The sequence below is a fragment of the Arthrobacter sp. Marseille-P9274 genome (genome assembly GCF_946892675.1).
Classification (GTDB): Bacteria; Actinomycetota; Actinomycetes; order Actinomycetales; family Micrococcaceae; genus Crystallibacter.
This window is the reverse complement of record NZ_CAMPOV010000001.1, coordinates 659,723-681,104: the sequence shown is the minus strand read 5'-3', so window position 1 is coordinate 681,104 and position 21,382 is coordinate 659,723. Positions and strand designations below refer to the sequence as shown.

Below are 21,382 nucleotides of genomic sequence, written 5' to 3'. Positions count from 1 at the left end.
TGATCCATTCCCGCTTCATCGGAAGGCCCGCATTATGTCCCAGCAGCCCCGTTCCGCACTGCACAACCTCACCGCCCGGGAACTCGGCGAGGCCTACGCAGCGAAGGAGCTTTCGCCGGTGGAGGCGGCCGAAGCCGTCATCGAGCGGGTCGAGGCGCGGGAGCCGGTGCTGAATGCGCTGTACCAGTTTGAACCGGAGGCCGTGCGTGCGGACGCCAAGGCGAGCGAGCGGCGCTGGATGGAGGGCGCCGCCCGCGGCCCGCTGGACGGCGTGCCGATGACCGTCAAGGAGAACATCGCCCGGGCCGGCGTGCCGATGCCGTCCGGGACCGCGCTCTCCAGCCCGAAGGTGCCGCAGGCCAACGCGCCCATCACGGACCGGATCCTCGAGGCCGGCGGGGTGATCGTGGGATCGACGGTGATGCCTGACTGGGGCATGCTTTCCTCCGGCGTCTCCAGCCTGCACGGCATCACCCGCAGTGCGTGGAATCCGGCCTGGACCACCGGCGGCTCGAGCTCAGGCGCCGGTTCTGCCGCCGCCGCTGGCTACGGCCCGCTGCACGTCGGCACGGACATTGGCGGCTCCATCCGGCTGCCCGGGACCTGGCAGGGACTGGCGACTCTCAAGCCCAGCGCCGGACTGATTCCGCTCGATGTTCCATATATCGGCCGGGCCGCCGGACCGATGGCGCGGACGGTCGGGGACGCGGCGCTGTTCATGGCCATCCTGGCGCAGCCGGACATCCGGGACTACACCGCCCGGCCCTATCCCGCGATGAACTGGGACATTGCCGACGAGTTGGACGTGTCCACGCTCAGGATCGCGCTGCAGACCGACGCCGGCGCCGGGGCCTGCCCCGATCCGGAAGTCCTCGCCGCCGTCGAGGCCGCCGCCGAGCTGTTTGCCGCGACCGGCGCCACGGTGGAGCGGATCGGCCCCTTCATCAACCAGGACATGCTCGACGGCCTCGACAACTTCTGGCGCACCCGGTCCTGGGCCGACTACCGGGAGCTGAGCCCTTCCGAGCAGGACAAAGTCCTGCCGTACATCGTGCGCTGGTGCTCCCGCGGCGCGGAGTTCGACGGCGCCGAGACCATCCGCAATTTCGGCAGCATTGACCGGATGCAGCAGGCGACCATTGCCGCAACGGCAAATTACGACGTCGTTCTCTCACCTGTGGCGCCGATGGCCGCCTTCCCCGCGGAGCAGGCAATGCCGGTGGACGATCCGGACCGCACCATGGCCCACATCGGCTTCACCGTCCCGTACAACATGTCCGGCCAGCCCGCGGCGACCGTCAACTGCGGCTTCACCAGCGACGGGCGTCCGATCGGCCTGCAGCTGGCCGGCCACGTCGGGGCGGACGACTTCATCCTCCACGCCGCCGCCTGGTACGAGGCCGCCCGTCCCGCCTCGGCCGTTCCCGACTGGGCCGGCCTCGACTAGCGCCCCCCAATTCCACGGGTGGAACTGCTGAACCATTGCCGGCCGTTCCACGACCGAACCGGACTGAGCAGCGCAGGGATCGGCAGGACTGTCACGGGCTGATCGCGACCGGTCACTGCCGACCGGCACCCGCTCTTCCTCGGAGGGCGGCGCGAGGATTCAGAAGGGCGGAGCGGGGATCCAGAAGGGCAGGAGACGGGGGATCAGAGGCGCGGCGCGGGGATTCAGAAGGGCGGTGGCGTTGGATCGGCGAAGGGGTCGGGCGGCGGTTCCGGCGGTGGTTGGACGCCGAGGCGGATCCAAGTGCCGTCCGAGTAGCTGATGTATGCGTGGCCGCTCTTGCCTTGATGGCGGAGCACTCCCTTGTCCTCCTGCGTGGTGCGCCAACCACCCTCGTGCTTCGCAATGTGGTCCGGTTTGCAGTACGGCGCGAGGTTAGCCAGCTCGGTCTTGCCGCCGGCTTCCCAGGCGATGGTGTGGTCCAGTTCGCAATGCCTGGAATCGACGAGGCAGCCGGGTCCGCGGCAGCTTTCGTCACGGAGCCGGACCGTGCGTTTGAGCCATTCCGGCGGATGCCGCATCTCCTTTGCGACGGCCACCGCCTCGCCGCCTTCATCGACCAGCACCGGCAGCCAGGTCTTCGCCAATGCGGCGATATTGCGGGCGGTCTCCGGCGGGATCGGTCCGTATCCGGCGAGGTGGCCAGGCTCGGTGCCGATCCTGGCGGCGGTCGCTAGGGGGATAGTTACCGCAACCGACGCCGTGATGTTGCCGCCTGCAATGACCGGGCCAGGTCCGCGGGCGCATGATCCGCAAGCCCCGTCGGGACTGACGTCGCCGGGGCTGGCGGCTGAGGCCGGCTGGAAGGCATGTCCCGGCGCCTTCAGGAGCAGGTCCGCCAGGACATCGGCGCGGAGCTGGCCCAAGGTGCGGGTTTCCTCGGCGGTTTTGAGGGACATGGCGTGTGCCTGAAGCAGGTTGTAGATCAGCAGTGCCTTGTCGGCACTAGTGCGGATGTACAGTTCGGCCATGCCGTCCTCTTGGGGAAAGAACGAGACACCCCGTCCTTCCATTTCGCGCTCGTGCCGCACGGTGAGGCCTTCCGGGTGCAGATCATTGCGCACGCCCCGGATTCGAGCCTGCAGGGACTCCTTCAGGATATTCTCGGCGCCCGGGAGTACGTTCGCTTCGTAGACGGGTAGGAGATCGTCCGGCAAGCCGCGGGCGCCGTGGGCGATTGCCGCTGCCCGTGGAAGGTCGATGGTGCCCGAATCCATCGCGGCCACCGTGCCGGGCAGCCAGTTCCACAGCTGCACGGCGTCAGCCAGCTCCTTACTGACGGAGCGCTTCGATTGATGGATGTGCGGGGCGATTTCCCCGGAGGCAAACCGGGAGTAGCCTCCGTGGCCCGTGATGCCGGTCCCGTCCTCGGTCCGGTGCTGCGCGAAGCGGGCCAAGCCGCGGACTTTCATCGCCTGCGCCCATGCCGTTACTCGTCCGGTCGCGGCCAGGTAGTCCAACGTGTCTGCGTCGGAGAGTGAACAGACGTCAACGGCGTCGAGGAGGACCGCCAGCGTCGCGGGCGGGACCTGTTCCCACACATCCCGCCAGTCCACGGGGGACGCATTCTCCGCGGTTGTCTCCAGGTCCTTGCCCGTGGGCGCAGCCTGGTCAGGGTCATCGGAGGACGAGATGTTGTGGGGCGAGGTGCCCTGGGTGGGCGTGGTCGGAGACGGCGTGGCCTGGGGCGGGACGCCCAGGGCAGCAGGTATCCGGGATGGTTCGACCTGCCGGGTTGACGGTTCTGAGCGGCGCACCAGTTCCCGGGAGGCGGATTTCCCTTCCGGTGGATCAGCAGGGGTACGGTACCCGGACGGCGCCGGGACAAAGTCCGGTTGGACGATCGAGTCCTCGTTGGGCGGATCGCCTGCCTCCGGGTACATCAAGCGGAGGCGCCGTTCGAACATGGCCCTGTGGAGGTGGTATTCGAGCAGGGAGAAAGCGCCGGCGGGCCGGGACGGTAAGCCCCGCCACGCCGTCGGACCTTCTTGCTGGAACTCCTCCATGCATCCACGGTAGTCGCCGCTACTGACAGTATTGGGGCGGCCGCAGGCGGGGTTTATGATCCGGAACTTTGTGCTCTGTTTAATCCGCCGGACCGGGACTAGCATGTGCCTCATGCCGAACCACGGAGCGTCACCGGAAACGGAAATCCTGGACGAACAGGAATGCTGGAGGCTTCTGCGGGGCGTCTCGTTGGGCCGACTTGCCCTGTGGGTGGAGGACCATCCGGACATCTTCCCGATCAACTACACCGTGGACCACGGCTCCTTGGTCTTCAGGACCGGGGCCGGGATCAAGCTGCGGACCCTGCGTGCTATCGAGGGGGACATTCCGCTGGCGCTGGAGGCCGATGGCGTGGATGCCAAGGCCGGCATCGCCTGGAGCGTGGTGCTGAAGGGCTATGCCAGCGAGATCGACGTGACCGACGAGTTCCTTGATTCGGTGGCGAGGGTCCTCTTCCCGTGGCAACCCGGTCGCAAAGACCACTTCGTCCGGATTGTGCCGTCATCTGTCAGCGGCCGCCGTTTCGCCGTGGTCCAGCCCAAAGCGTGGTGGATCTCCCTGGACGAAGCGACGCGCGCGGGACTCGAATGAGCGGATAGAAGGGAGACCCGGCCATGATGTGGTGGGACGGCGGCGGCTGGGGTGGTTGGGGGATGGCGGCCTGGATGGGGATCAGTGCCCTGCTGGCGCTGGCCGGTGTGATTGTCTTGGTGGTCCTGCTGGTTCGGGTCCTGGGCGGCGGGGTCGCTTCCGGCGGCCGGCCCGGGCTTCCGCCCCTGCCCAGGAGCAACGCCGAACACATCCTTGAGGAGCGGCTGGCCCGCGGGGAACTGACGGTGGACGAGTACCGCGAGCTGCTCCGGGTGCTCCGGGGCGGATCGGTCGGACCTGGCGGACCGGGTGGAATGGGCGGGCCCGGCGGTCCGGCAGGAACTGGTGGCGCTGATGCAACCGGCGGGCCGGACAGAACTGGCGGCCCAGGTGTGCCCGGTGGAACCGGTTAGCCGCCGTCAGCTGCTGCTGTGGGGCGCGGGCGGGCTCGCGGCGACGGCCCTCGGCACAGCCGGGCTGGTGCGCGGAGCGGCGCTACTCGACGGTGCCGCGGGCGGAGCCGTGGCCGTGCCGCGGGAGCTTAAGAGCAGCGGAAGGAATCTCGAGGTGCAGTTGGCGGCGGCGCGGGGGCCCGTCCGGCTTGGCAGCGGGGAAGCGACGATGCTGCGCTACAACGGAATGCTGCCGGGGCCCACTCTTCGCCTGCGCCCTGGAGACCGGCTGAAGGTGGCCCTGCGCAACGACCTGTCCGAGGCCACCAATCTGCACGTGCACGGCCTCCATGTCTCGCCGCAGGACAACGGGGACAATCCGTTCGTCCATATCGAGGCCGGAAGCACTTTTGACTACGAGTACGAGCTGCCGGCGGACCACCTGCCCGGGGTGTATTGGTACCACCCGCACCTGCACGGAAGCGTGGCGGAGCAGGTATCCGGTGGTCTCTACGGTGCCATCATCGTCGAGGACCCGGAACCGATCGCCGCCAGCAGGGAGCGCGTGCTGATGATTTCGGACGTGGCGCTGGGTCCTTCGGGAAGGATCGAGCGCCCGTCTTCCATGGAGCGGATGATGGGGCGCATGGGCGGCGTCCTGCTGCTCAACGGCCAGGTCCGGCCCCGGCTGGAGGCCCGCCCGGGCGAACGGGAACGGTGGCGCGTAGTCAATGCGTGCGTTTCGAGATATCTGCGGCTGAGGCTGGACGGGCAGCAGATGCAGCTGCTCGGTATGGATTCCGGACGCTATGCGGTTCCCCGCGCAGTCGACGAGATGTTCCTGCCGCCCGGCAACCGGGCGGACCTGCTCGTCACGACTGCCGCGGGGACGTCGCGGCTGCGCACCTTGCCCTACAACCGCGCCAACATGGGCGGCATGGGCAACATGATGGGACAGGACTCCGGCGGGGAACACACACTCGCCGCGCTGGTGGTGGCGGGGGAGCAAGCCCCGGCCCCGGCACCCGTGGCCGCCCAGCCGGGCTCCCGCGACCTCCGGGGCGAGTCGCCCGCGGCCACGCGTGAACTGGTGTTCTCGGCAGCCTTCGGCGGAATGATGGGCGGAGGTCCAGACGGAGGTCAAGACGGACCTGGCGGCGGACCGGCTTTCGGCCGCTTCACCATCGACGGCCGCGAGTTCGATCCGGCGCGTACCGACGTCCGGGCGAAGGCGGGCAGCGTGGAGGAGTGGACGCTGACCAACACCAGCCCGATGGACCATCCCATCCACCTACACATCTGGCCGATGCAGCTTGTCGAAACCGGCGGGCGGCCGGAGCAGGAAATCCTCTGGCGCGACGTGGTCAACGTTCCCGCGAACGGGCAGGTCCGCGTCAGGATCGCCTTCGACGACCACGTGGGCCGCTCCGTCTTCCACTGCCACATCCTCGATCACGAGGACAACGGCATGATGGCGGTCATCGAGGTGCGCTGACAGGGACGGTCGGGAGCGTTCCAGGGGTGCCGGATGCCAAGGGAAGACGAGGTGCCGAGGGAGGACGAGGTGCCGGGGGCGGCCGGCGTCGCGTGGGTTGTCGAGGGGCGGCGGGAGCCCGGGCGTCAGGAGTTCGGCGGGTCGAAGCGCCCGTCGACCGCCGTCCACCCGCCGTCGACCATGAGCACCGAGCCGGTGACGTAGGTGGAGGCGCGGGAGGCGAGGTAGACCACGGCGCCGGCGAGCTCGTCGGGCGTGGACCAGCGGCCCAGCGCGCCCTTTTCGGCGTAGGCGTTGTACCACTCGGGGTTGTCCTTGATCTGCGCCGTGAGCGGGGTTTCGACCACGCCGGGGGCGATGACGTTGACCCGGACGTTGGACGGGCCGAATTCGGCGGCGGCGGTGCGGGCGAGCTGGACGAGGCCGGCCTTGGTCGCGGCGTAAGCGCCCTGGCCGGGTTCCACCGTGAACGCTCGGATGGAGGCGAAGCCGATGATCGAGCCGCCGCCGTTGGTCGCCATCTTCGGGCCGAACGCCTGGATCAGCGCGAAGGAGGCTTTGAGGTTGAGGTTGACCACCCGGTCGAACTCGTCCATCGTGTAGTCCGCGATCCGCTTGCGGACATTCGTGGCGGCGGTGAAGACGAGCGCCGCGATGTCGGAGTACTCCTCCGCGGCGGCGCGTACGGCGTCCTGGTCCAGCACGTCCACAACGGTGGACGTGGCGGAGCCGCCGATCATCGCGGCGGTCTCTGCCGCCGTCGTACTGTCCCGGTCCGCGCAGATCACACTGGCCCCGTGGGCGGCGAGGGCGAGGGCGGCTTCGCGGCCGATCCCGCTGCCGGCGCCGACGACCAGGACGCGGTCGCCGTCCAACTGGAAAAGCCGGGTGTAGTCCATAGTGCGTCCTTCGTGCGGGGTCATGGGCGGATCATCGCCATGCGCGTGACGGTGAATTCTTCGATGGCGAAGCGCGGGCCTTCGCGGCCGATGCCGGAGTCCTTCACGCCGCCGTACGGCATGATGTCCGAGCGGAAACCGGGGATCTCGTTGACCACCACGCCGCCGGCCTCCAGTTCGTCCACCGCGCGGAAGGCCGTCGGCAGGGACTTCGTGAAGATGCCGGCCTGCAGCCCGTAGCGGGACTGGTTGACCAGCGCGATCGCGGCGTCGATGTCGGGAACGGTCTGCAGGCAGACCACGGGCCCGAAGATCTCCTCGCACCACAGCTCGGAATCCGCGGGCACGTCCGCCATGACCGTCGGCTGGACGCTGCGGCCCTCCAGCGCGCCGCCGGCGAGCACCCGCGCGCCGCGTTTGCGCGCGGCGTCGATCCAGCCGAGGATCCGCCGCGCCGACGCCTCGTTGATGACCGGGGCGACCCGGGTTTCCGGCGAGCGCGGGTCTCCGACGGTGACCTCGCCGAGCCGGGCCAGCAGCGCCCGCTCGAACTCCGCGGCGATCGGCTCCTCGAGCACGATCCGCTGGATCGAGATGCAGGCCTGGCCGTTGGCGTAGAAGCCGCCGCGGAGCACGGCATCCACGGCGTCGGCAACCACGGCATCCGCCGCGACGATGAAGCCGGTGTTCGACCCGAGTTCCAGCACGGCCTTGCGCGGGGCGGCGGCGCGGGCGATCCGGTGGCCCACCGCGGCGGAGCCGGTGAAACTGACGACGGCGGCGCGCGGGTCCGCGACGAGCGTTTCGCCGACGTCGACCCCGCCGGTGACCAGCTGCACGGCCGAGGGGTCGATGCCCTGGGCGGCGAGGGCTTTGCGGATCAGGTGCACGGCCCACAACGTGGCAAGGGGCGTGTTCGGAGCGGGCTTGAGGATGATCGGGCAGCCGGCGGCGAGGGCAGGCGCGAGCTTGTGGCTGGCCAGCAGCAGCGGATAGTTGAAGCCGGCAATGCCAATAACGACGCCGGCGGGGCGCCTGGTCCAGTAGCCCACCATTCCTTCGCCCAGGGGCTGCAGGTCCAGCGGCACAGTCTCGCCGTGGGTGCGGGCCACTTCTTCCGCGGCGGCCGCCCAGGTGGTGAGCGTCCGGGCGACCTCGGTGCGGCAGTCGACGAGGGGCTTCCCGGTCTCGAGCACCAGCAGTTCTTCCAGCTCGGCAGCGCGTTCGGCCAGGGCGTCGTGGACCGCGATGAGCAGGGCCCGCTTGCGTCCGGCGCCGAGGCCGGCCACTTCCTTGAAGACCTTCTCGGCCGCGTCCAGTGCCTGCCGGGCGTGGTCCACCGTTCCCACGGGAGCATAGCCGACGACGGAGCCGTCGAAGGGGAAAACAACCGGAGCGCTGTCGGCGCACGGAACCCAGCCGCCTCCGACGGGCAGTCCGTCCGGGTGGGCCTTCGAATAGCTGGACACGCTTCCTCCTCAGCTCATCCACGGGCAGCTCGTTGACTGGTCAGACCAGTGGCTTCGTCAGGCTAGCCAATGGTTCTAGCGCCGGTCAATACTTTTCGTGGTGCACGCCACAATTCCGTCACGAAGCGCTGCGAAGGACACCGCCGTCGTACCGTGGCTGGCGAGACCCCGTCACGTGATCAGGAAGGTAACCCCTGTGCGCAACCATCGGATCGCCGTCGTTCCCGGCGACGGCATCGGCCCGGAAGTCATCGACGCCTCCCTACAGGTGCTCGCCGCGGCGGAAACCGCCTTCGGATTCGGCACGGAGCTGACGCGGATCGAGGCGGGCGCGCGGCACTACCTGCGCACGGGCGAGCTGTGGACACCGGACCTGGAGGAGCAGTTGCGCGGCCACGACGCCGTGCTGTTCGGCGCGATGGGCGACCCTGCAGTGAAGCCGGGAGTCCTGGAACGAGGCTTCATCCTCGCGATGCGCAAGGCGTTCCAGCAGGCGGTGAACCTGCGTCCGGTCAAGCTGTACGCGGGAGTGGCGACGCCGATCGCCGGGCTGACGCCGGAGCGCTGCGACCTGGTGATCGTGCGGGAGAACACCGAGGGTGCCTACGTCGGCCGCGGTTCCACGGTGCACGCCGGCACCCCGTATGCGGTGGCCGTGCAGGAGTCCGTCAACACGCGGCCCGGGATCGAGCGCGTGGTCGACTACTCCTTCCAGCTGGCGCAGCAGCGGCGGAAGAAGCTGACGCTGTGCCACAAGAAGAACATCCTCATCGAGGCCGGCAATCTCTGGCAGGACACCGTGGACGAGGTCGGCCTACGCTATCCGGATGTGGAGGTGGACTACGTGCACGTCGACGCGATGTGCTTCCACCTGCCGGTCGCGCCGGAGCGGTTCGACGTGGTTGTGACCGACAACCTGTTCGGCGACATCATCACCGACCTCGGCGCCGTGATCCAGGGCGGGCTGGGGGTGGCGGCCAGCGCCAACCTGAACCTGGACGGCTCGGCCCCGAGCATGTTCGAGGCGATCCACGGGTCTGCGCCGGACATTGCCGGGCGGGGCTGGGCGAACCCGGTGGGCGCCGTGCTCTCCACCGCGATGTGCCTGGCCTCGCTGGGCGAGCGGGAGGCGGCTCTGGCGATCGAGGCCGCGGCCGTGCAGGTGCTGGCCGGCCTGCCGCAGCTTTCCGGGTCAGGCATGGGCCTGGACACCGCGGGCGTCGGGAAGGAGATTGCGTCGCTGGTCGGGGCCGGGCTGCCTCCGGTCCCCGGGCGGTCGGTGATGGAGGACCTGGCCGGGGCGGGACACGGGAAATAGCCGGCGCCCTGACTAGCCTGGGCGCCCTGACTAGCATAGGAGTGAAGTACGCCACGGCCGTCGTCAACGATGGGCGGCCCGCGGGCGACGCAGCCGAGGAAGGGGAATCCCATGCAGCTCGTAACAGCCGTTGTCCAGCCCGCGAAGACCGAGGCGGTGACGCAGGCCCTGCAGGATCTCGGCGTGCGGGGCATGACCGTCTCCTCCGTGTCGGGAATGGGACGGCAGCGCGGCCACACTGAAACCTACCGCGGCGCGCGGATCCAAACGAACACGGTGGACAAAGTGCGGATCGAGATCCTGGCCCACGACGAGGAACTCGAAGGGATCATCGGCGCCATCGTGGCCGCGGCGCGCACCGGGGAAATCGGCGACGGGAAGATCTGGGCGGTTCCGCTGACCGACGTGGTCCGGGTCCGGACGGGCGAACGCGGCCCCGACGCGATCGACTGAGCCGGGCGGGGCCGCCGGGCTACTTGCCGTAGGTGTACCAGCCCTGACCGGACTTGCGCCCGAGCTTGCCCTCCGCGACCAGGCGGGCGATGGCCGGGTGCGGAAGGTCGTCGTCGTTCCCGGTCTCCGCGTGCGTCGCCTCGGCGATGAACGCGATGACGTCCAGGCCCACCATGTCCATCAGTTCGAACGGCCCCATCGGGTGGCCGAGCGCCGCCTTGGCGGTCGTGTCGATGTCCCCGACGCTCGCGATGCCCGCGCTGTGGAGGGCGAGTGCTTCCTTCTGCACGGCGCCCATCAGCCGGTTGGCGACGAAGCCCGGGATCTCGCGGTTGATCAGGACCGGCTCCTTCCCGAACCGGCGGGCCAGTTCCATGGTGGCCTCGACGGTGGCGTCCGATGTCTGCCCGTGCCGGACTACCTCTACACACTTCATGACCAGGGCCGGGTTGAAGAAATGCATGTTGCAGACCTGTTCCGGGCGCCCGCTGGCGTCGGCGACCTTGGAGGAGCCGAGGGTGGACGAGTTGGTGGCGAGGACGGCGTGGGCCGGCGCGAGTTCCCCCAGCCGCTCGAAGATCTGCCGCTTGACGTCCAGCCGCTCGGTGGCCGCCTCGATCACGAAGTCGGCGTCCGCCGCGGCAGCCGCCAGATCCGTGGTGAACGTGAGCCGGCCCAGCGCCACCTCCGCGTCCTCGGCGTCCGTCCTGCCCTTGGCGACGTTGGCCTGCATCCGCGCGGTCAGCTGCTCTTTCGCCTGCGCGAGCATGTCCTCAGCGATGTCCTGGACGCTCACGCGGTAGCCGGCGAGGGCCGCGACCATGCCGATCTGCGAGCCCATGGCGCCGGAGCCGATGACGAGGATGTGCTTGATGTTCTCGATGCTGGGGAAGCTCATGGTTTCCTTCGGGTAGGCGCGGGAGGCGGACGACGGCGGGTGGCCTGGGGAGCGGGTGGCGGACGACGGCGGGTGGTCGGGTCATGCGCCGGGCCCCTCGGAGTCCGGGCTATACGCCGGCCGCTCCGCCTCGGAGGTAGACGGTGGTGGTGTGGGTGAAGAAGTCCTTGGCCGCGGCGCCCTGTTCCTTGGGGCCGTAGCCGGACTTCTTCGCGCCGCCGAACGGGACGTGCGGGTCGGCTCCGGCGGATTCGGAGTTCACATGGAGGATGCCGACGTCCAGGTCGTCGATGGCATCCAGGGCGCGGGTGACGTCCTGGGTGAACAGGGCGGCGGAGAGGCCGAACTCGCTGTCGTTGGCGAGCTCGAAGGCCTGCTCGGTGCTGGCTGCGCGCCGGACGGCGAGGACCGGGCCGAAGAGCTCTTCGCGCCAGACGTCCAGCTCGCGGTCGGCCGGCAGCTCCAAAATTGTCGGAGGGACGAAATAGCCTGAGGCGAGCACACCGTCGTCGTACGCTTTGCCTCCGGCAATCAGCTCCGCGCCCTGGGCAAGCGCGGTGCCGATCCCGTCCAGGATGGACTTGCGTGCGGCGTCATTGACCACGGGCCCCATGGCCACCGATGGATCGGTCGGGTCCCCGACCGATAGGGAAGAGACGCGTTCGGACAGCGTCGCAAGGAATTCGTCCGCGATGGCTTCGGCCACGATCAGCCGCGAGGTGGCGGTGCACTTCTGCCCGGTGGAGCGGAAGGCGCCGAGCATGACCTGTTCGGCGGCCAGTTCCAGGTCGGCGTCGGCGAGCACGACGGCCGCGTTCTTGCCGCCCATTTCGGCCTGCACCGGGATGCCCCGGCCGGCGGCCGCGGCGGCGAGCCGACGCCCTACGCCGGTGGAGCCGGTGAAGGTCAGCCCGTCCAGCGCGGGGTGTTCGACGACGGCGTTGCCCATGGAACCGGGGCCGATCAGCAGGTTCAGCACACCGGCCGGCAGCCCGGCGGCGTCGAGCGCCTGGGCCAAGCGCACGGCCAGCAGCGGCACGGTGCTGGCCGGTTTCCAGACCACCGTGTTGCCGTAGGCCAGCGCCGGGGCGATCTTCCACGCCGGAATGGCAATCGGGAAGTTGAACGGGGTGACCACGCCGATCACGCCGAGCGGCTTGCGGGTGACGAGGATCTTCTCGCCGCGCCGCGGGGACGCGAAGATTTCGCCGGCCGTGCGGTCGCCGTCGTTGCCGTAGTACCGGAAGATCTGGGCCGCGCGCAGCACCTCGCCGCGGCCCTCGGCGACGGTCTTGCCTTCCTCTCGGGCCAGCTCCAGCCCCCAGGCGTCGGCGTTCCGCTCCAGCTCGGCGGCCGCGCGCAGCAGCACCGCGCCGCGCTCGTGCGCCGGGGTGCGCGCCCACTCCCGCTTGGCGGCGGCGGCTGCGGCTGCGGCCCGGTCCACCTCGGCGGCGCCGGCCTGCCGCCCCCGCGCTACGGTCTCCTCCGGGCGGGCCGGGTTGGTGCTGGCGATCGGGGAACCGTCGCCCTCGAGCCAGGCGCCGTCGATGTAGTGCTGCAGCTGTACGGGCGTGGGGGAGTTCATGCGCGCTCCTTGGACGTAACAAGAGGGGAGGAAAGGTGGAGGGGCAGGACGGGCAAGGGCGGACAGGCAAGAGACCAGGATGGGCCGAAGCCCGGGCCCGGCCGCGGAGCTGACTCATCCCGCGGCCGGACGCGGCCCGGCTACCGGAAGGCCCGGCTACCGGAAGGCGGGGATGCCCGTGATTTTGTTGCCGAGGACCAGGGTGTGGACTTCGTCGGTGCCTTCGTAGGTGCGGACGGATTCGAGGTTGTTGGCGTGGCGCAGCGGCGAGTAGTCGAGCGTGATGCCGTTTCCGCCGAGGATGCTGCGGCATTCGCGGGCGATCTCGATGGCCTCGCGGCAGTTGTTCAGCTTGCCCACGGAGATCTGGTGCGGCTGCAGCTGGCCGGCGTCCTTGAGCCGGCCGAGGTGCAGCGCGAGCAGGAAGCCCTTGTTGATTTCCAGCGCCATGTTGACCAGCTTTTCCTGCGTGAGCTGGTAGCCGGCCAGCGGCTTGTCGAACTGCAGGCGCTCCTTGGAGTAGTCGACGGCGACCTGCCAGGCGTCGCGGGCCGCGCCCATCGAGCCCCAGATGATGCCGTAGCGGGCCTCGTTCAGGCACTCGAACGGGCCGCGCAGCCCCTTGGCGTTGGGCAGCAGGGCGTCGGCGGGCAGCCGCACGTCGGTCAGTTCGATGTCGCACTGGATCGAGGCGCGCATGGACAGCTTGGGCTCGATCGGGGTGGCCGTGAACCCGGCGGTGTCGGTTGGCACCACGAAGCCGCGGACGCCGTCGTCGGTCTGTGCCCAGATCACGGCGACCTTTGCCACCGAGGCGAGGCCGATCCAGCGCTTGGCGCCGTTGATCACCCAGTCGTCCCCATCGCGGCGGGCGAAGGTCTTCATGCCGGCCGGGTCGGAGCCGGCGGTGGGCTCTGTCAGGCCGAAGCAGCCGATCGCCTCGCCGGCGGCCATCTGTGGCAGCCACTCCTTCTTCTGCTCCTCGGAGCCGTGCTTGTAGATGGCGCTCATCGCCAGCGAGCCCTGCACGGAGACGAAGGTGCGCAGGCCGGAGTCGCCGGCCTCGAGCTCGGCGCCGGCCAGGCCGTACTCGACGGCGGAGCGGCCGGCGCAGCCGTAGCCCTTCAGGTGCATGCCGAGCAGGCCCAGCTTGGCCATCTCCGGCACGATCTCCAGCGGGAAGACGGCGTCCTCGTACCAGCCGGCGATGTTCGGCTTGATGGCGGAGTCGACGAAGGAGCGCACGTTCTTCTGCAGCAGCCGCTCCTCCTCGGTCAGGAGGGATTCGAAGCTGATCAGGTCGTAGTCGAGGGACATCGTGATGCTTTCTGTAGGGAGGTGCGGCGGCTGGGTGGAAGGGCTAGCGACGGCGGCTGGCCGGGTGGCTGACGACGGCGGCGGTCAGGCGAGGGCGGGAGCGGCGGCTTCGTCGGTGCGTGCGCCGGCCTCCGCGGCCACGTCCAGGATCGCCTGGCGCAGCACCGCCAGCCCGTCGCGGAGCAGTCCGTCCCCGATGACCAGCGGCGGCAGCAGCCGGATGACGTTGCCGTGGGTGCCGCAGGTCAGGGTGAGGACACCCTGGGCGTGGCAGCGCGCGGAGATTTCCTTGGCCAGGTCCGCGCGCGGGGCGAGCGTGTCCTGGTCCGCGAACTCGAGGGCGAGCATGGCGCCGCGGCCGCGGAAGTCGGCGACGATGTCCGTGCCAGCCACGAGCGGTTCCAACACTTCGCGGGCGGCGGCTTCGATGGCGCGGGCATTGGCCAGCAGGCTGCCGTCCTCGAACGCCTCGAACACGGCCAGCGCCGCCTCGCAGGCGAGCGGGTTGCCGGCGTAGGTGCCGCCGAGGCCGCCGGCATGGACGGCATTCATCAGGTCGGCCCGCCCGGTGACGGCGCTGAGAGGCAGGCCGCCAGCCAGTGCCTTGGCGCTGAGCGTCATGTCGCCGGCGATGCCCTCGTGCTCGCTGGCGAACAGGGCGCCGGTGCGGCCCATGCCGGCCTGGATCTCGTCGATCACCAGGACGATGCCGTGCCGGTCCGCGATTTCGCGCAGTCCCTTGAGGAAGCCGGGCGCCGGCACCACGAAGCCGCCTTCACCCTGGATCGGCTCGATGACCATTGCGGCGAAGGTGTCGGCCCCGTGCTCGGCGAGCGTTGCCTCGACCGAGGCGAGGGCCGCGGTGGTGACGTCGGCACCCGACGCGGGGCCGCCGTCGTCGTTGGTTCCTGCCGCGGAGGCAACGGCGCTGGCGCCGGGACGCAGCGGGTTGGCCGACGCCGCGCGCACGATCTCGGCGGGGAAGGGGCCGAAGTTCAGCCGGTACGGATTCTCCTTGGCCGTCATGGCCATGGTCAGCAGCGAGCGGCCATGGTAGGCCTCGTCGAAGACCAGGACCTTGGGCCGGCCGGTGGCGGAGCGGGCGATCTTGACCGCGTTCTCGACGGCCTCGGCGCCGGTGGAGAACAGCGCCGTGCGCTTCTCGAAGTCGCCGGGCGTGTGCTCGTTGAGCCACTGGGCGACCTGGGTGAAGGACTCGTACTCCGTGACCATGAAGCAGGTGTGCGTGAAGCGCTCCAGCTGTGCGGCCACGCGCTCGCGGACCCGCCGGTGGCTGGCGCCGATGCTGGTGACCGCGATGCCGGAGGCGAAATCGATCAGCCGGTTGCCGTCCACGTCCGCCAGGATGCCGCCGTCTGCGCGCTCGACGAAGACCGGCAGGGCGACGCCGAAGCCGTCGGTCACGTGCGCCTGCCGCTCGGCGTGATGCGCCTTGGAGCGGGGCCGGGGATGGCGGTGGCCAGATGGCGGGACTGGGGAGCGGGCGGGGCCTGAGGTCTGTGCGGTCATGGGACCACGCTAGCGGCGGCGCAACCGTCCGGTCATTGGACGCTCTGTCCACGGATACCCGCCGCGTTGGATAATCGGACCATGGTTTCGCTCGCCCAGCTCAGCGCGAACTCGGCCTTTCCCGCACCGCGCCGTTCCCGGCACGGTGCCCGGCGTCCAGCTCAGCGGCGTGCATGTGTCCGAGCTGGAGGACCCCACCGCCTATCTGGAGGGCGGCGAGCTCCTGCTGACCACCGGCATTCCCCTCGGCGGAACGGCGGCTACGGCATCCGAGTACGTCCGCCGGTTGGCGGCCAGGGGCGTCGCCGCGCTCGGGCTGGGGCTCGGCGAGGGGCTGGACAGCGTTCCGCCGGCGCTCATCGAGGCCTGCGCCGGGGAGCGGCTGGAGCTCATGGTGGTGCCGGACGGCGTGCCGTTCCTCGATGTTTCGCGCGCGTTCTGGGACCTGGCCGGGCGCAGCGGGCAGGCGGACCTGATTGCCGGACTGGGTACGCAGACCGCGCTGGCCCGCGCGGCGATGCGGCCCGATGCACTGCCGTCGGTGGTGCAGGGGCTGGCGCAGGCGCTCGGCGGCTGGGCCGCTTATTTGCCGGCCGACGGGGGAGCCGAGACGATCTGGCCGACGGGATCCGCGGCGCTGCTGCCGCACCTGCGCGAGGAGACGGCCCGGCTGAACCGGGCGGGCGCGCACTCGGCGGCGACGTTCTGGCTGCACGGCAGCCCGGTGGTGGAGTACCCCATCCTGGTCGGCCGCCGGATCGAGGGCTTTCTCGCCATCGGCTCTGGGCGCACCCTGGCCAAGGCGGACCGGCAGATCATCATGACGGTCTGCGTGCTGCTCGCCCTCAAGGCCCAGCAGCACGAGGAGCTGACCGGCACGTCGGCGGTGCTGGGGTCCGCAGTGGCCAAGCTGATTGTCCGCGGGCACGTCGAGGCGGCCCGGCTGCTGGCGGCCGACGTCGGGCTGGGCCCGCTGCCGGAGCGGGTGCGCATGCTCGCGGCGCGGACGGAAAACGGTGACCTGCGGGCCCTGGCCGCCACCGTTGCCGGGCTGCCGGCGGAAGACGGTGCCCCGGGGCCGGGCGCGGCCCTGGCCGTGAGCCGGCTGCGCTTCGCCGAGGACGGGCTCGGCTTCTTCCTGCTGGACACGACCGACTTGGTGCCGATTGCCGCACCCGAGCCGGAAGAGTACGACGGCGGACTGCTGCCTTGGGAGGGCGGGCCCGACGCAGCGGGCGGGGAGCAGTCGAGCCCGTCCGATGCCGCCGAGCGGCCGCGCACCGGTGCGGCCTGGACCGAGCCCGTGCCGCTGGCCGACGCTGCCTCCCAGGCCGCCGTTCTGCGGCGCGCCGCCCTGCAGGCACCGGCGGGCCGGCTGGTCGGGACCTCGGGGGATGAGGATTCCCGCGCGGAACGGTGGGCGGACGCGCTCGCCGGCTACCAGCGCGCGGACCTGCTTGGCGCCGTCGCCGCCTACCTACGCCGCCGCGGGCATTGGGAGGACACAGCGCGCGATCTCGCGATCCACCGGAACTCGCTCCGCCATCGGATCGCCGTTGCGCAAAGGCTGCTCGGCGTCAGCCTTGATGATCCGGACACCGCCGCCCACCTCTGGCTCGCCCTCCGCCGCCGCGGACTCTGACTGCGCCGGACTTCACCTTTAGCGGAGTGGTCCAGCCTCTCAGCGGCGCAGCCACTCCAGCACGGACTCGGTGTGCTCGCCGAGGGCCGGCGGGGCGCTGCTGCGCGGTGCGAAGGCGGGAGTCCAGCTGATCGGATGCCGGACCTGCCGGCCGACCGTCTCGCCGGCGGCGTCCTGGACGTCGATGGTCGGCTGCAGCCCGAGGGAATCGGCGTACTCGATGCCGGCGTCGATGGTGGCCACGGGGCCGGCGGGAACGCCCACACCGACGAGCTTGTCCTGCCAGACGGCGGCGGTCGCGGTGCCAAGGGCCTGCTCCAGTAGCGGGATCAGTTCGGTGCGGTGTTCCACCCGGGCGCTATTGGTGGCGAACCGCGCATCCCCCGCCAGCCCGGGCCGCCCCAGCACTTCGGCCAGCCGCCGGAACTGCCCGTCATTGCCGCACGCTACCGCGAGCGGCCCGTCGGCGCACTCCAGCAGCTGGTAGGGCACGATCGAGGGGTGCTCGTTGCCCATCCGGCCGGGCACCTTGCCCGCGCCGAGGTAGGCCTGCGCCTGGTTGGCCAGCGCGCCCTGCAGGCTGGAGAGCAGGTTGACCTCCAGCAGGCTCCCGCGCCCGGAATTGTTGCGCGCGGTGAGGGCCGCGAGGATGCCGATCGTCGCGTCCTTCGCCGTCAGCACGTCGACCAGCGCGACGCCGGCCTTGTAAGGGGAGCCGTCCGCCTCGCCGGTAATGCTCATCAGCCCGCCGACCGCCTGCACGATGAAGTCGTAGCCCGGCAGCGACGCGCCCTGGGCCGACCCGAAGCCGGAGATCGAGGCGTAGACGAGCCCGGGATTTTCCGCCGACAGCTCGTCGTAGCCCAGGCCCAGCTTGGCCATGCCGCCGGGCTTGAAGTTCTCCACCAGCACGTCCGCCCGCAGCGCCAGTTCCCGGGCCACAGCGAGGTCCCCGGGGTCGGACAGGTCCAGGCAGACGGACTCCTTGTTCCGGTTGACGCTCTCGAAATAGGTCGATCCGGTCGCGGAGAACGGCGGGCCCCAGCTGCGGGTGTCGTCGCCGGCCCCCGGCCGTTCCACCTTGACCACCCGCGCGCCCAGGTCGGCCAGCGTCATGGTGGCCAGCGGCCCGGCCAGCACGCGGGAAAAGTCCGCCACCAGAACGCCTTCCAACGGGCGTGCAGCGGACGACGGCGGGAGGCCGGGCTGTGCAGGCATCGGTGCCCTTTCGTTGGGGAGGGGCCGGACGATTGTCGGCCCGGAACTGGCGACCAGTCTAGGGAGGCCTTCGGTGCTCCGCATTGGACGACTCGGCCCAGAGGGGGATGGAATGCACAAGGGTCGGGCAGCCCCACGAGGCGAACGGTTCGCTCGGGGCCCGGCGAGGTTCGGGCTGGATAGGAGGGAGGCCGGAGCGCAGGGATCGGACGGGAGTGCGGTGTCCGCACGGGATCGGGCGGGACTGCGATGTCTGCAGGGGAGCAGGCGGGACTACGATGTCCGCATGGGAGACGGGCGGGTGCCCGAGGGCTGCGCGGGCCGGGTAGGCGGAGCGGATCGGGACGGCCAGGCGGCGGCCGCGATTCTGGCGCGGCTGGACGAACTGGAGCCGTTCAGTGCGCGGGATCCTGCGGGGGAGGACGTAGAGCCGGGCTCGCCGCTGGCTTTGATGGACCGGCATTTCGCTTCGTCGCGGAGCGTCAGCAGCCTGCTGCAGCAGTCGCTGGCGGCGGCGATGGACAACCTGCAGGCGCTGCGGCGGCTGCTGTTCGTGGAGGACCCGTCCGGCGGGGTGTTCTACCGGCTGAACTCGCATGCGCCTTATTCGCTGGTCCGGACGGTGATCGAATGCGGCACGACGGTGCTCTGGGCGCTACAGCCGGAGGAGGGCCGCGAGCGAATCCGGCGCAGCCTGGTGCTGGTCGCACGGGATGTCTTCAATGCGGCCTCCTTCTGGGACGCCTACCTCGAGGAGTTGCATCCCGACCTGCATCCGGACGCGCAGGTTAGCTTCGAGGGACTCCGTCATGAGGTGAACGAGGCGGCCCGGGCGGCTGGCCTGCCGCCGATCTTCACCAAGAAGGCCGAGGGCCGCTGGGGCTACGCGACCAAGAACAGGACGCAGACGGCGATCCTCAAGGATCTGAGGGCCGACGGCGGCGTGCCGGCCGAGCTGATCTACATCTGGCAGTTCTGCAGCGGCTACTCCCACGGCCTGGAGTGGGCCACCGGGAAGCCCGGTAGTTATCCCGGTCCCTTCAGCAGTCAGGGCGGCGAGCTCCGCCGTCCGAGCACTGAGCCCGGCAGACCAAGCAGCAAGCGCGCCGGTTCCAGTGCGGAGCACGGTACCGCCGGCGGCATGGAGCAGCTGCGGCGGGCTTCGGACGCCGCCTGCGATCTGATTCCCCGGGCCTGGGGGCTGTACGACCTGCGGCGCCGGGTCTGGCCCCTGCTGTAGCTGCAGAAATCTGTCGGAAATAAAGCTTTTCCTGATGTTTACAGCCTTCGTGGGCTGCGCCATACTCCGCGGATTGGCGGACGAAATAGCGTGGCGATAGCGCGGCATCAGCATTCAGAACTTCGATGCCGCCAAGAAAACTTCCCGAACGGCCCTTGCGTTCTAAAACATTCATTTATAGGGTTTTTCCGTGATGGCGATCACGTGGTCTTCGTCACAACGGGGAATGGGGCTCCTCGAAGACCACGCCTGGCCGCATATAACTATGAGTCCTGAAGGAGCGCAATGTCCGCCGAAATGACGCGGCCCGCTGGGGAGGCCGGCATCGATGAGGATGCCGAGCATCTGGCCAGCCTAGGCTACTCGTACGATCAGCAATTCAAGCGCGAAATGACTTTCTGGGGGAACGTCTCCCTCGGCTTCACCTACCTTTCTCCGGTGGTGGGCATCTACTCGCTGTTCGCCGCGTCCCTGGGGATCGCCGGGCCGCCCATGTTCTGGTCGCTCATTATCGTCGGCGGCGGCCAGCTGCTCGTGGCAACCGTGTTCGGCGAAGTGGTTTCCAACTACCCGGTTGCCGGCGGCGTGTACCCCTGGTCCCGGCGCCTGTGGGGCCGCAAGTGGGGCTGGATGAACGGCTGGGTCTACCTGTGCGCGCTGCTGGCCACCATTGCCAGCGTCGCCTACGGCGCCGGCCCGTTCCTCAGCTCGCTCCTCGGCATGGAAAGCAGCGTCAACTCGGTCATCCTGGCGGCGCTGGGAGTCATCCTGCTCGCAACGATCCTGAACCTCGGCGGCACCAAGGTGCTGAACAAGGTCGCCATGCTCGGACTGCTCGCCGAGCTCGGCGGCGCGCTGGTGGTCGGGTTTTGGCTGATCGTCACCGCCCGGCACCACGACCTGAGCGTCCTCTTCCAGAGCTTCGGCGCTGGGGAGGGCAGCAATTACTTCATCGCCTTCGCGGCGGCCGGCCTGATCGGTATCTACCAGTACTACGGGTTCGAGGCGTGCGGCGATGTGGCCGAGGAAGTTCCGAGCCCGGGGCGCACCATCCCGAAGGCCATGCGGATGACCATTTACATCGGCGGTTTCGCCGCGATGTTCGTCTGCCTGTCCCTGATTCTGGCGGTGCCGGACTTCGGTGCAGTGATCAGCGGGACCGACGCCGATCCGGTCGGCAACGTGCTCCTCTCGGCCTTCGGTCCGGTCGGCATGAAGGTGGTCCTCGCCGTCGTCCTGATCTCCTTCGTTTCCTGCGTACTGAGCCTGCAGGCGGCGTCCTCGAGGCTGGCCTATTCGATGGCCCGCGACGGCATCCTCCCGGCGAGCAAGCTGCTCAGCAAGTTCAGCGAGTCCCGCCACGTGCCGCCGTATGCCCTGCTGCTGGCCGGCCTGGTCCCGGCGCTGATCGTGATCGGATCCAAAGTGTCCGAGGATGCGCTGGTCACCATCATCTCCTTCGCCGCGATGGGCATGTACATGGGCTTCCAAATGGTGGTCCTGGCCTCCCTGCGGGCCCGGCTCAAGGGCTGGCGTCCGCGAGGTGCCTTCCAGCTCGGCGCCTGGGGCATTCCGGTCACCGTCGCCGCGCTCGCCTGGGGTGTGCTCGGCATGGTCAACATGGCGTGGCCCCGGACCCCGGAGGCGGGCTGGTTCTCGAACTACATCGTGCTGATCTCCGCCGTCGGCGTCGTTCTCCTGGGGCTGGTCTACATGGCCTGGAAGAAGCCCTATCTCAAGGGCGATGCCCCGGCCGGCGACGCCATCCCGTCCGGACCGCGGCACTCCTTCACCGACTGAGCACCCCTCGGCCCTCGGGCA

General features: G+C 69.8%; 17 protein-coding genes. 9 read left to right on the top strand and 8 right to left on the bottom strand.

What is annotated here, in order from left to right; all coding sequences use genetic code 11:
• The first annotated feature begins 34 nt into the window (after positions 1 to 34).
• A complete protein-coding gene (locus OC550_RS03110; protein ID WP_262103843.1) occupies positions 35 to 1,447 on the top strand; it encodes an amidase in 1,413 nt (470 codons plus the stop codon).
• Positions 1,448 to 1,671: 224 nt separating this feature from the next.
• Here OC550_RS03110 and OC550_RS03105 read toward each other — a convergent pair whose 3' ends face one another.
• Positions 1,672 to 3,513, bottom strand: a complete 1,842-nt coding sequence (locus tag OC550_RS03105; RefSeq protein ID WP_262103842.1) for an HNH endonuclease signature motif containing protein — start codon at positions 3,511 to 3,513, stop codon at positions 1,672 to 1,674.
• A gap of 112 nt (positions 3,514 to 3,625) precedes the next feature.
• Between OC550_RS03105 and OC550_RS03100 the strand changes: the two genes are divergently transcribed.
• The 3 genes from OC550_RS03100 to OC550_RS03090 are packed head-to-tail and all read left to right on the top strand — an operon-like array spanning position 3,626 to position 5,992.
• Entirely contained in the window at positions 3,626 to 4,105 is a 480-nt protein-coding gene (locus tag OC550_RS03100; protein ID WP_262103841.1) for a pyridoxamine 5'-phosphate oxidase family protein, read from the top strand.
• A gap of 23 nt (positions 4,106 to 4,128) precedes the next feature.
• Complete coding sequence (locus tag OC550_RS03095; RefSeq protein WP_262103840.1) at positions 4,129 to 4,518, top strand: hypothetical protein; 390 nt, start codon at positions 4,129 to 4,131, stop codon at positions 4,516 to 4,518.
• A complete protein-coding gene (locus OC550_RS03090) occupies positions 4,505 to 5,992 on the top strand; it encodes a multicopper oxidase family protein (RefSeq protein WP_262103839.1) in 1,488 nt (495 codons plus the stop codon). Before OC550_RS03095 ends, OC550_RS03090 begins: the two co-directional genes overlap by 14 nt.
• A 125-nt stretch (positions 5,993 to 6,117) precedes the next feature.
• On the opposite strand, the gene OC550_RS03085 is transcribed toward OC550_RS03090, so the two are convergent.
• Positions 6,118 to 6,891, bottom strand: a complete 774-nt coding sequence (locus tag OC550_RS03085; protein ID WP_368736941.1) for an SDR family NAD(P)-dependent oxidoreductase — start codon at positions 6,889 to 6,891, stop codon at positions 6,118 to 6,120.
• Between the two features lie 20 nt (positions 6,892 to 6,911).
• Entirely contained in the window at positions 6,912 to 8,360 is a 1,449-nt protein-coding gene (locus OC550_RS03080; protein ID WP_262103837.1) for an aldehyde dehydrogenase family protein, read from the bottom strand.
• A 196-nt stretch (positions 8,361 to 8,556) separates the two neighbouring features.
• On the opposite strand from OC550_RS03080, the gene OC550_RS03075 reads away from it, so the two are divergent.
• Together OC550_RS03075 and OC550_RS03070 are read left to right on the top strand one after the other, a co-directional pair.
• Positions 8,557 to 9,678 (top strand): 3-isopropylmalate dehydrogenase, encoded by a 1,122-nt coding sequence (locus OC550_RS03075; RefSeq protein ID WP_262103836.1) that lies wholly within the window; start codon positions 8,557 to 8,559, stop codon positions 9,676 to 9,678.
• A 111-nt stretch (positions 9,679 to 9,789) separates the two neighbouring features.
• Positions 9,790 to 10,131 carry a P-II family nitrogen regulator gene (locus tag OC550_RS03070; RefSeq protein WP_262103835.1) on the top strand — a complete coding sequence of 114 codons (342 nt, stop codon included), beginning with the start codon at positions 9,790 to 9,792 and terminating at the stop codon, positions 10,129 to 10,131.
• Between the two features lie 19 nt (positions 10,132 to 10,150).
• Here OC550_RS03070 and OC550_RS03065 read toward each other — a convergent pair whose 3' ends face one another.
• The 4 genes from OC550_RS03065 to OC550_RS03050 form a co-directional block, all read right to left on the bottom strand.
• Positions 10,151 to 11,029 (bottom strand): 3-hydroxyacyl-CoA dehydrogenase family protein, encoded by an 879-nt coding sequence (locus OC550_RS03065; RefSeq protein ID WP_262103834.1) that lies wholly within the window; start codon positions 11,027 to 11,029, stop codon positions 10,151 to 10,153.
• A gap of 109 nt (positions 11,030 to 11,138) precedes the next feature.
• Positions 11,139 to 12,614, bottom strand: a complete 1,476-nt coding sequence (locus OC550_RS03060; protein WP_262103833.1) for an aldehyde dehydrogenase family protein — start codon at positions 12,612 to 12,614, stop codon at positions 11,139 to 11,141.
• Between the two features lie 156 nt (positions 12,615 to 12,770).
• Positions 12,771 to 13,931, bottom strand: coding sequence for an acyl-CoA dehydrogenase family protein (locus OC550_RS03055; protein WP_262103832.1), 1,161 nt, complete (start codon positions 13,929 to 13,931; stop codon positions 12,771 to 12,773).
• Between the two features lie 84 nt (positions 13,932 to 14,015).
• Entirely contained in the window at positions 14,016 to 15,461 is a 1,446-nt protein-coding gene (locus tag OC550_RS03050; protein WP_262103831.1) for an aminotransferase class III-fold pyridoxal phosphate-dependent enzyme, read from the bottom strand.
• 145 nt (positions 15,462 to 15,606) lie between these two features.
• Between OC550_RS03050 and OC550_RS03045 the strand changes: the two genes are divergently transcribed.
• On the top strand, positions 15,607 to 17,103 hold the full coding sequence (locus OC550_RS03045) for a PucR family transcriptional regulator (RefSeq protein ID WP_262103830.1): 1,497 nt from the start codon (positions 15,607 to 15,609) through the stop codon (positions 17,101 to 17,103).
• Positions 17,104 to 17,142: 39 nt separating this feature from the next.
• On the opposite strand, the gene OC550_RS03040 is transcribed toward OC550_RS03045, so the two are convergent.
• Positions 17,143 to 18,321: a CaiB/BaiF CoA-transferase family protein gene (locus OC550_RS03040; protein ID WP_262103829.1), complete on the bottom strand. Its 1,179-nt coding sequence runs from the start codon at positions 18,319 to 18,321 to the stop codon at positions 17,143 to 17,145.
• Between the two features lie 286 nt (positions 18,322 to 18,607).
• Between OC550_RS03040 and OC550_RS03035 the strand changes: the two genes are divergently transcribed.
• Both OC550_RS03035 and OC550_RS03030 read left to right on the top strand, forming a co-directional pair.
• A complete protein-coding gene (locus OC550_RS03035; RefSeq protein ID WP_262103828.1) occupies positions 18,608 to 19,561 on the top strand; it encodes a hypothetical protein in 954 nt (317 codons plus the stop codon).
• Positions 19,562 to 19,846: 285 nt separating this feature from the next.
• On the top strand, positions 19,847 to 21,361 hold the full coding sequence (locus tag OC550_RS03030; protein ID WP_262103827.1) for an APC family permease: 1,515 nt from the start codon (positions 19,847 to 19,849) through the stop codon (positions 21,359 to 21,361).
• Positions 21,362 to 21,382 lie beyond the last annotated feature (21 nt).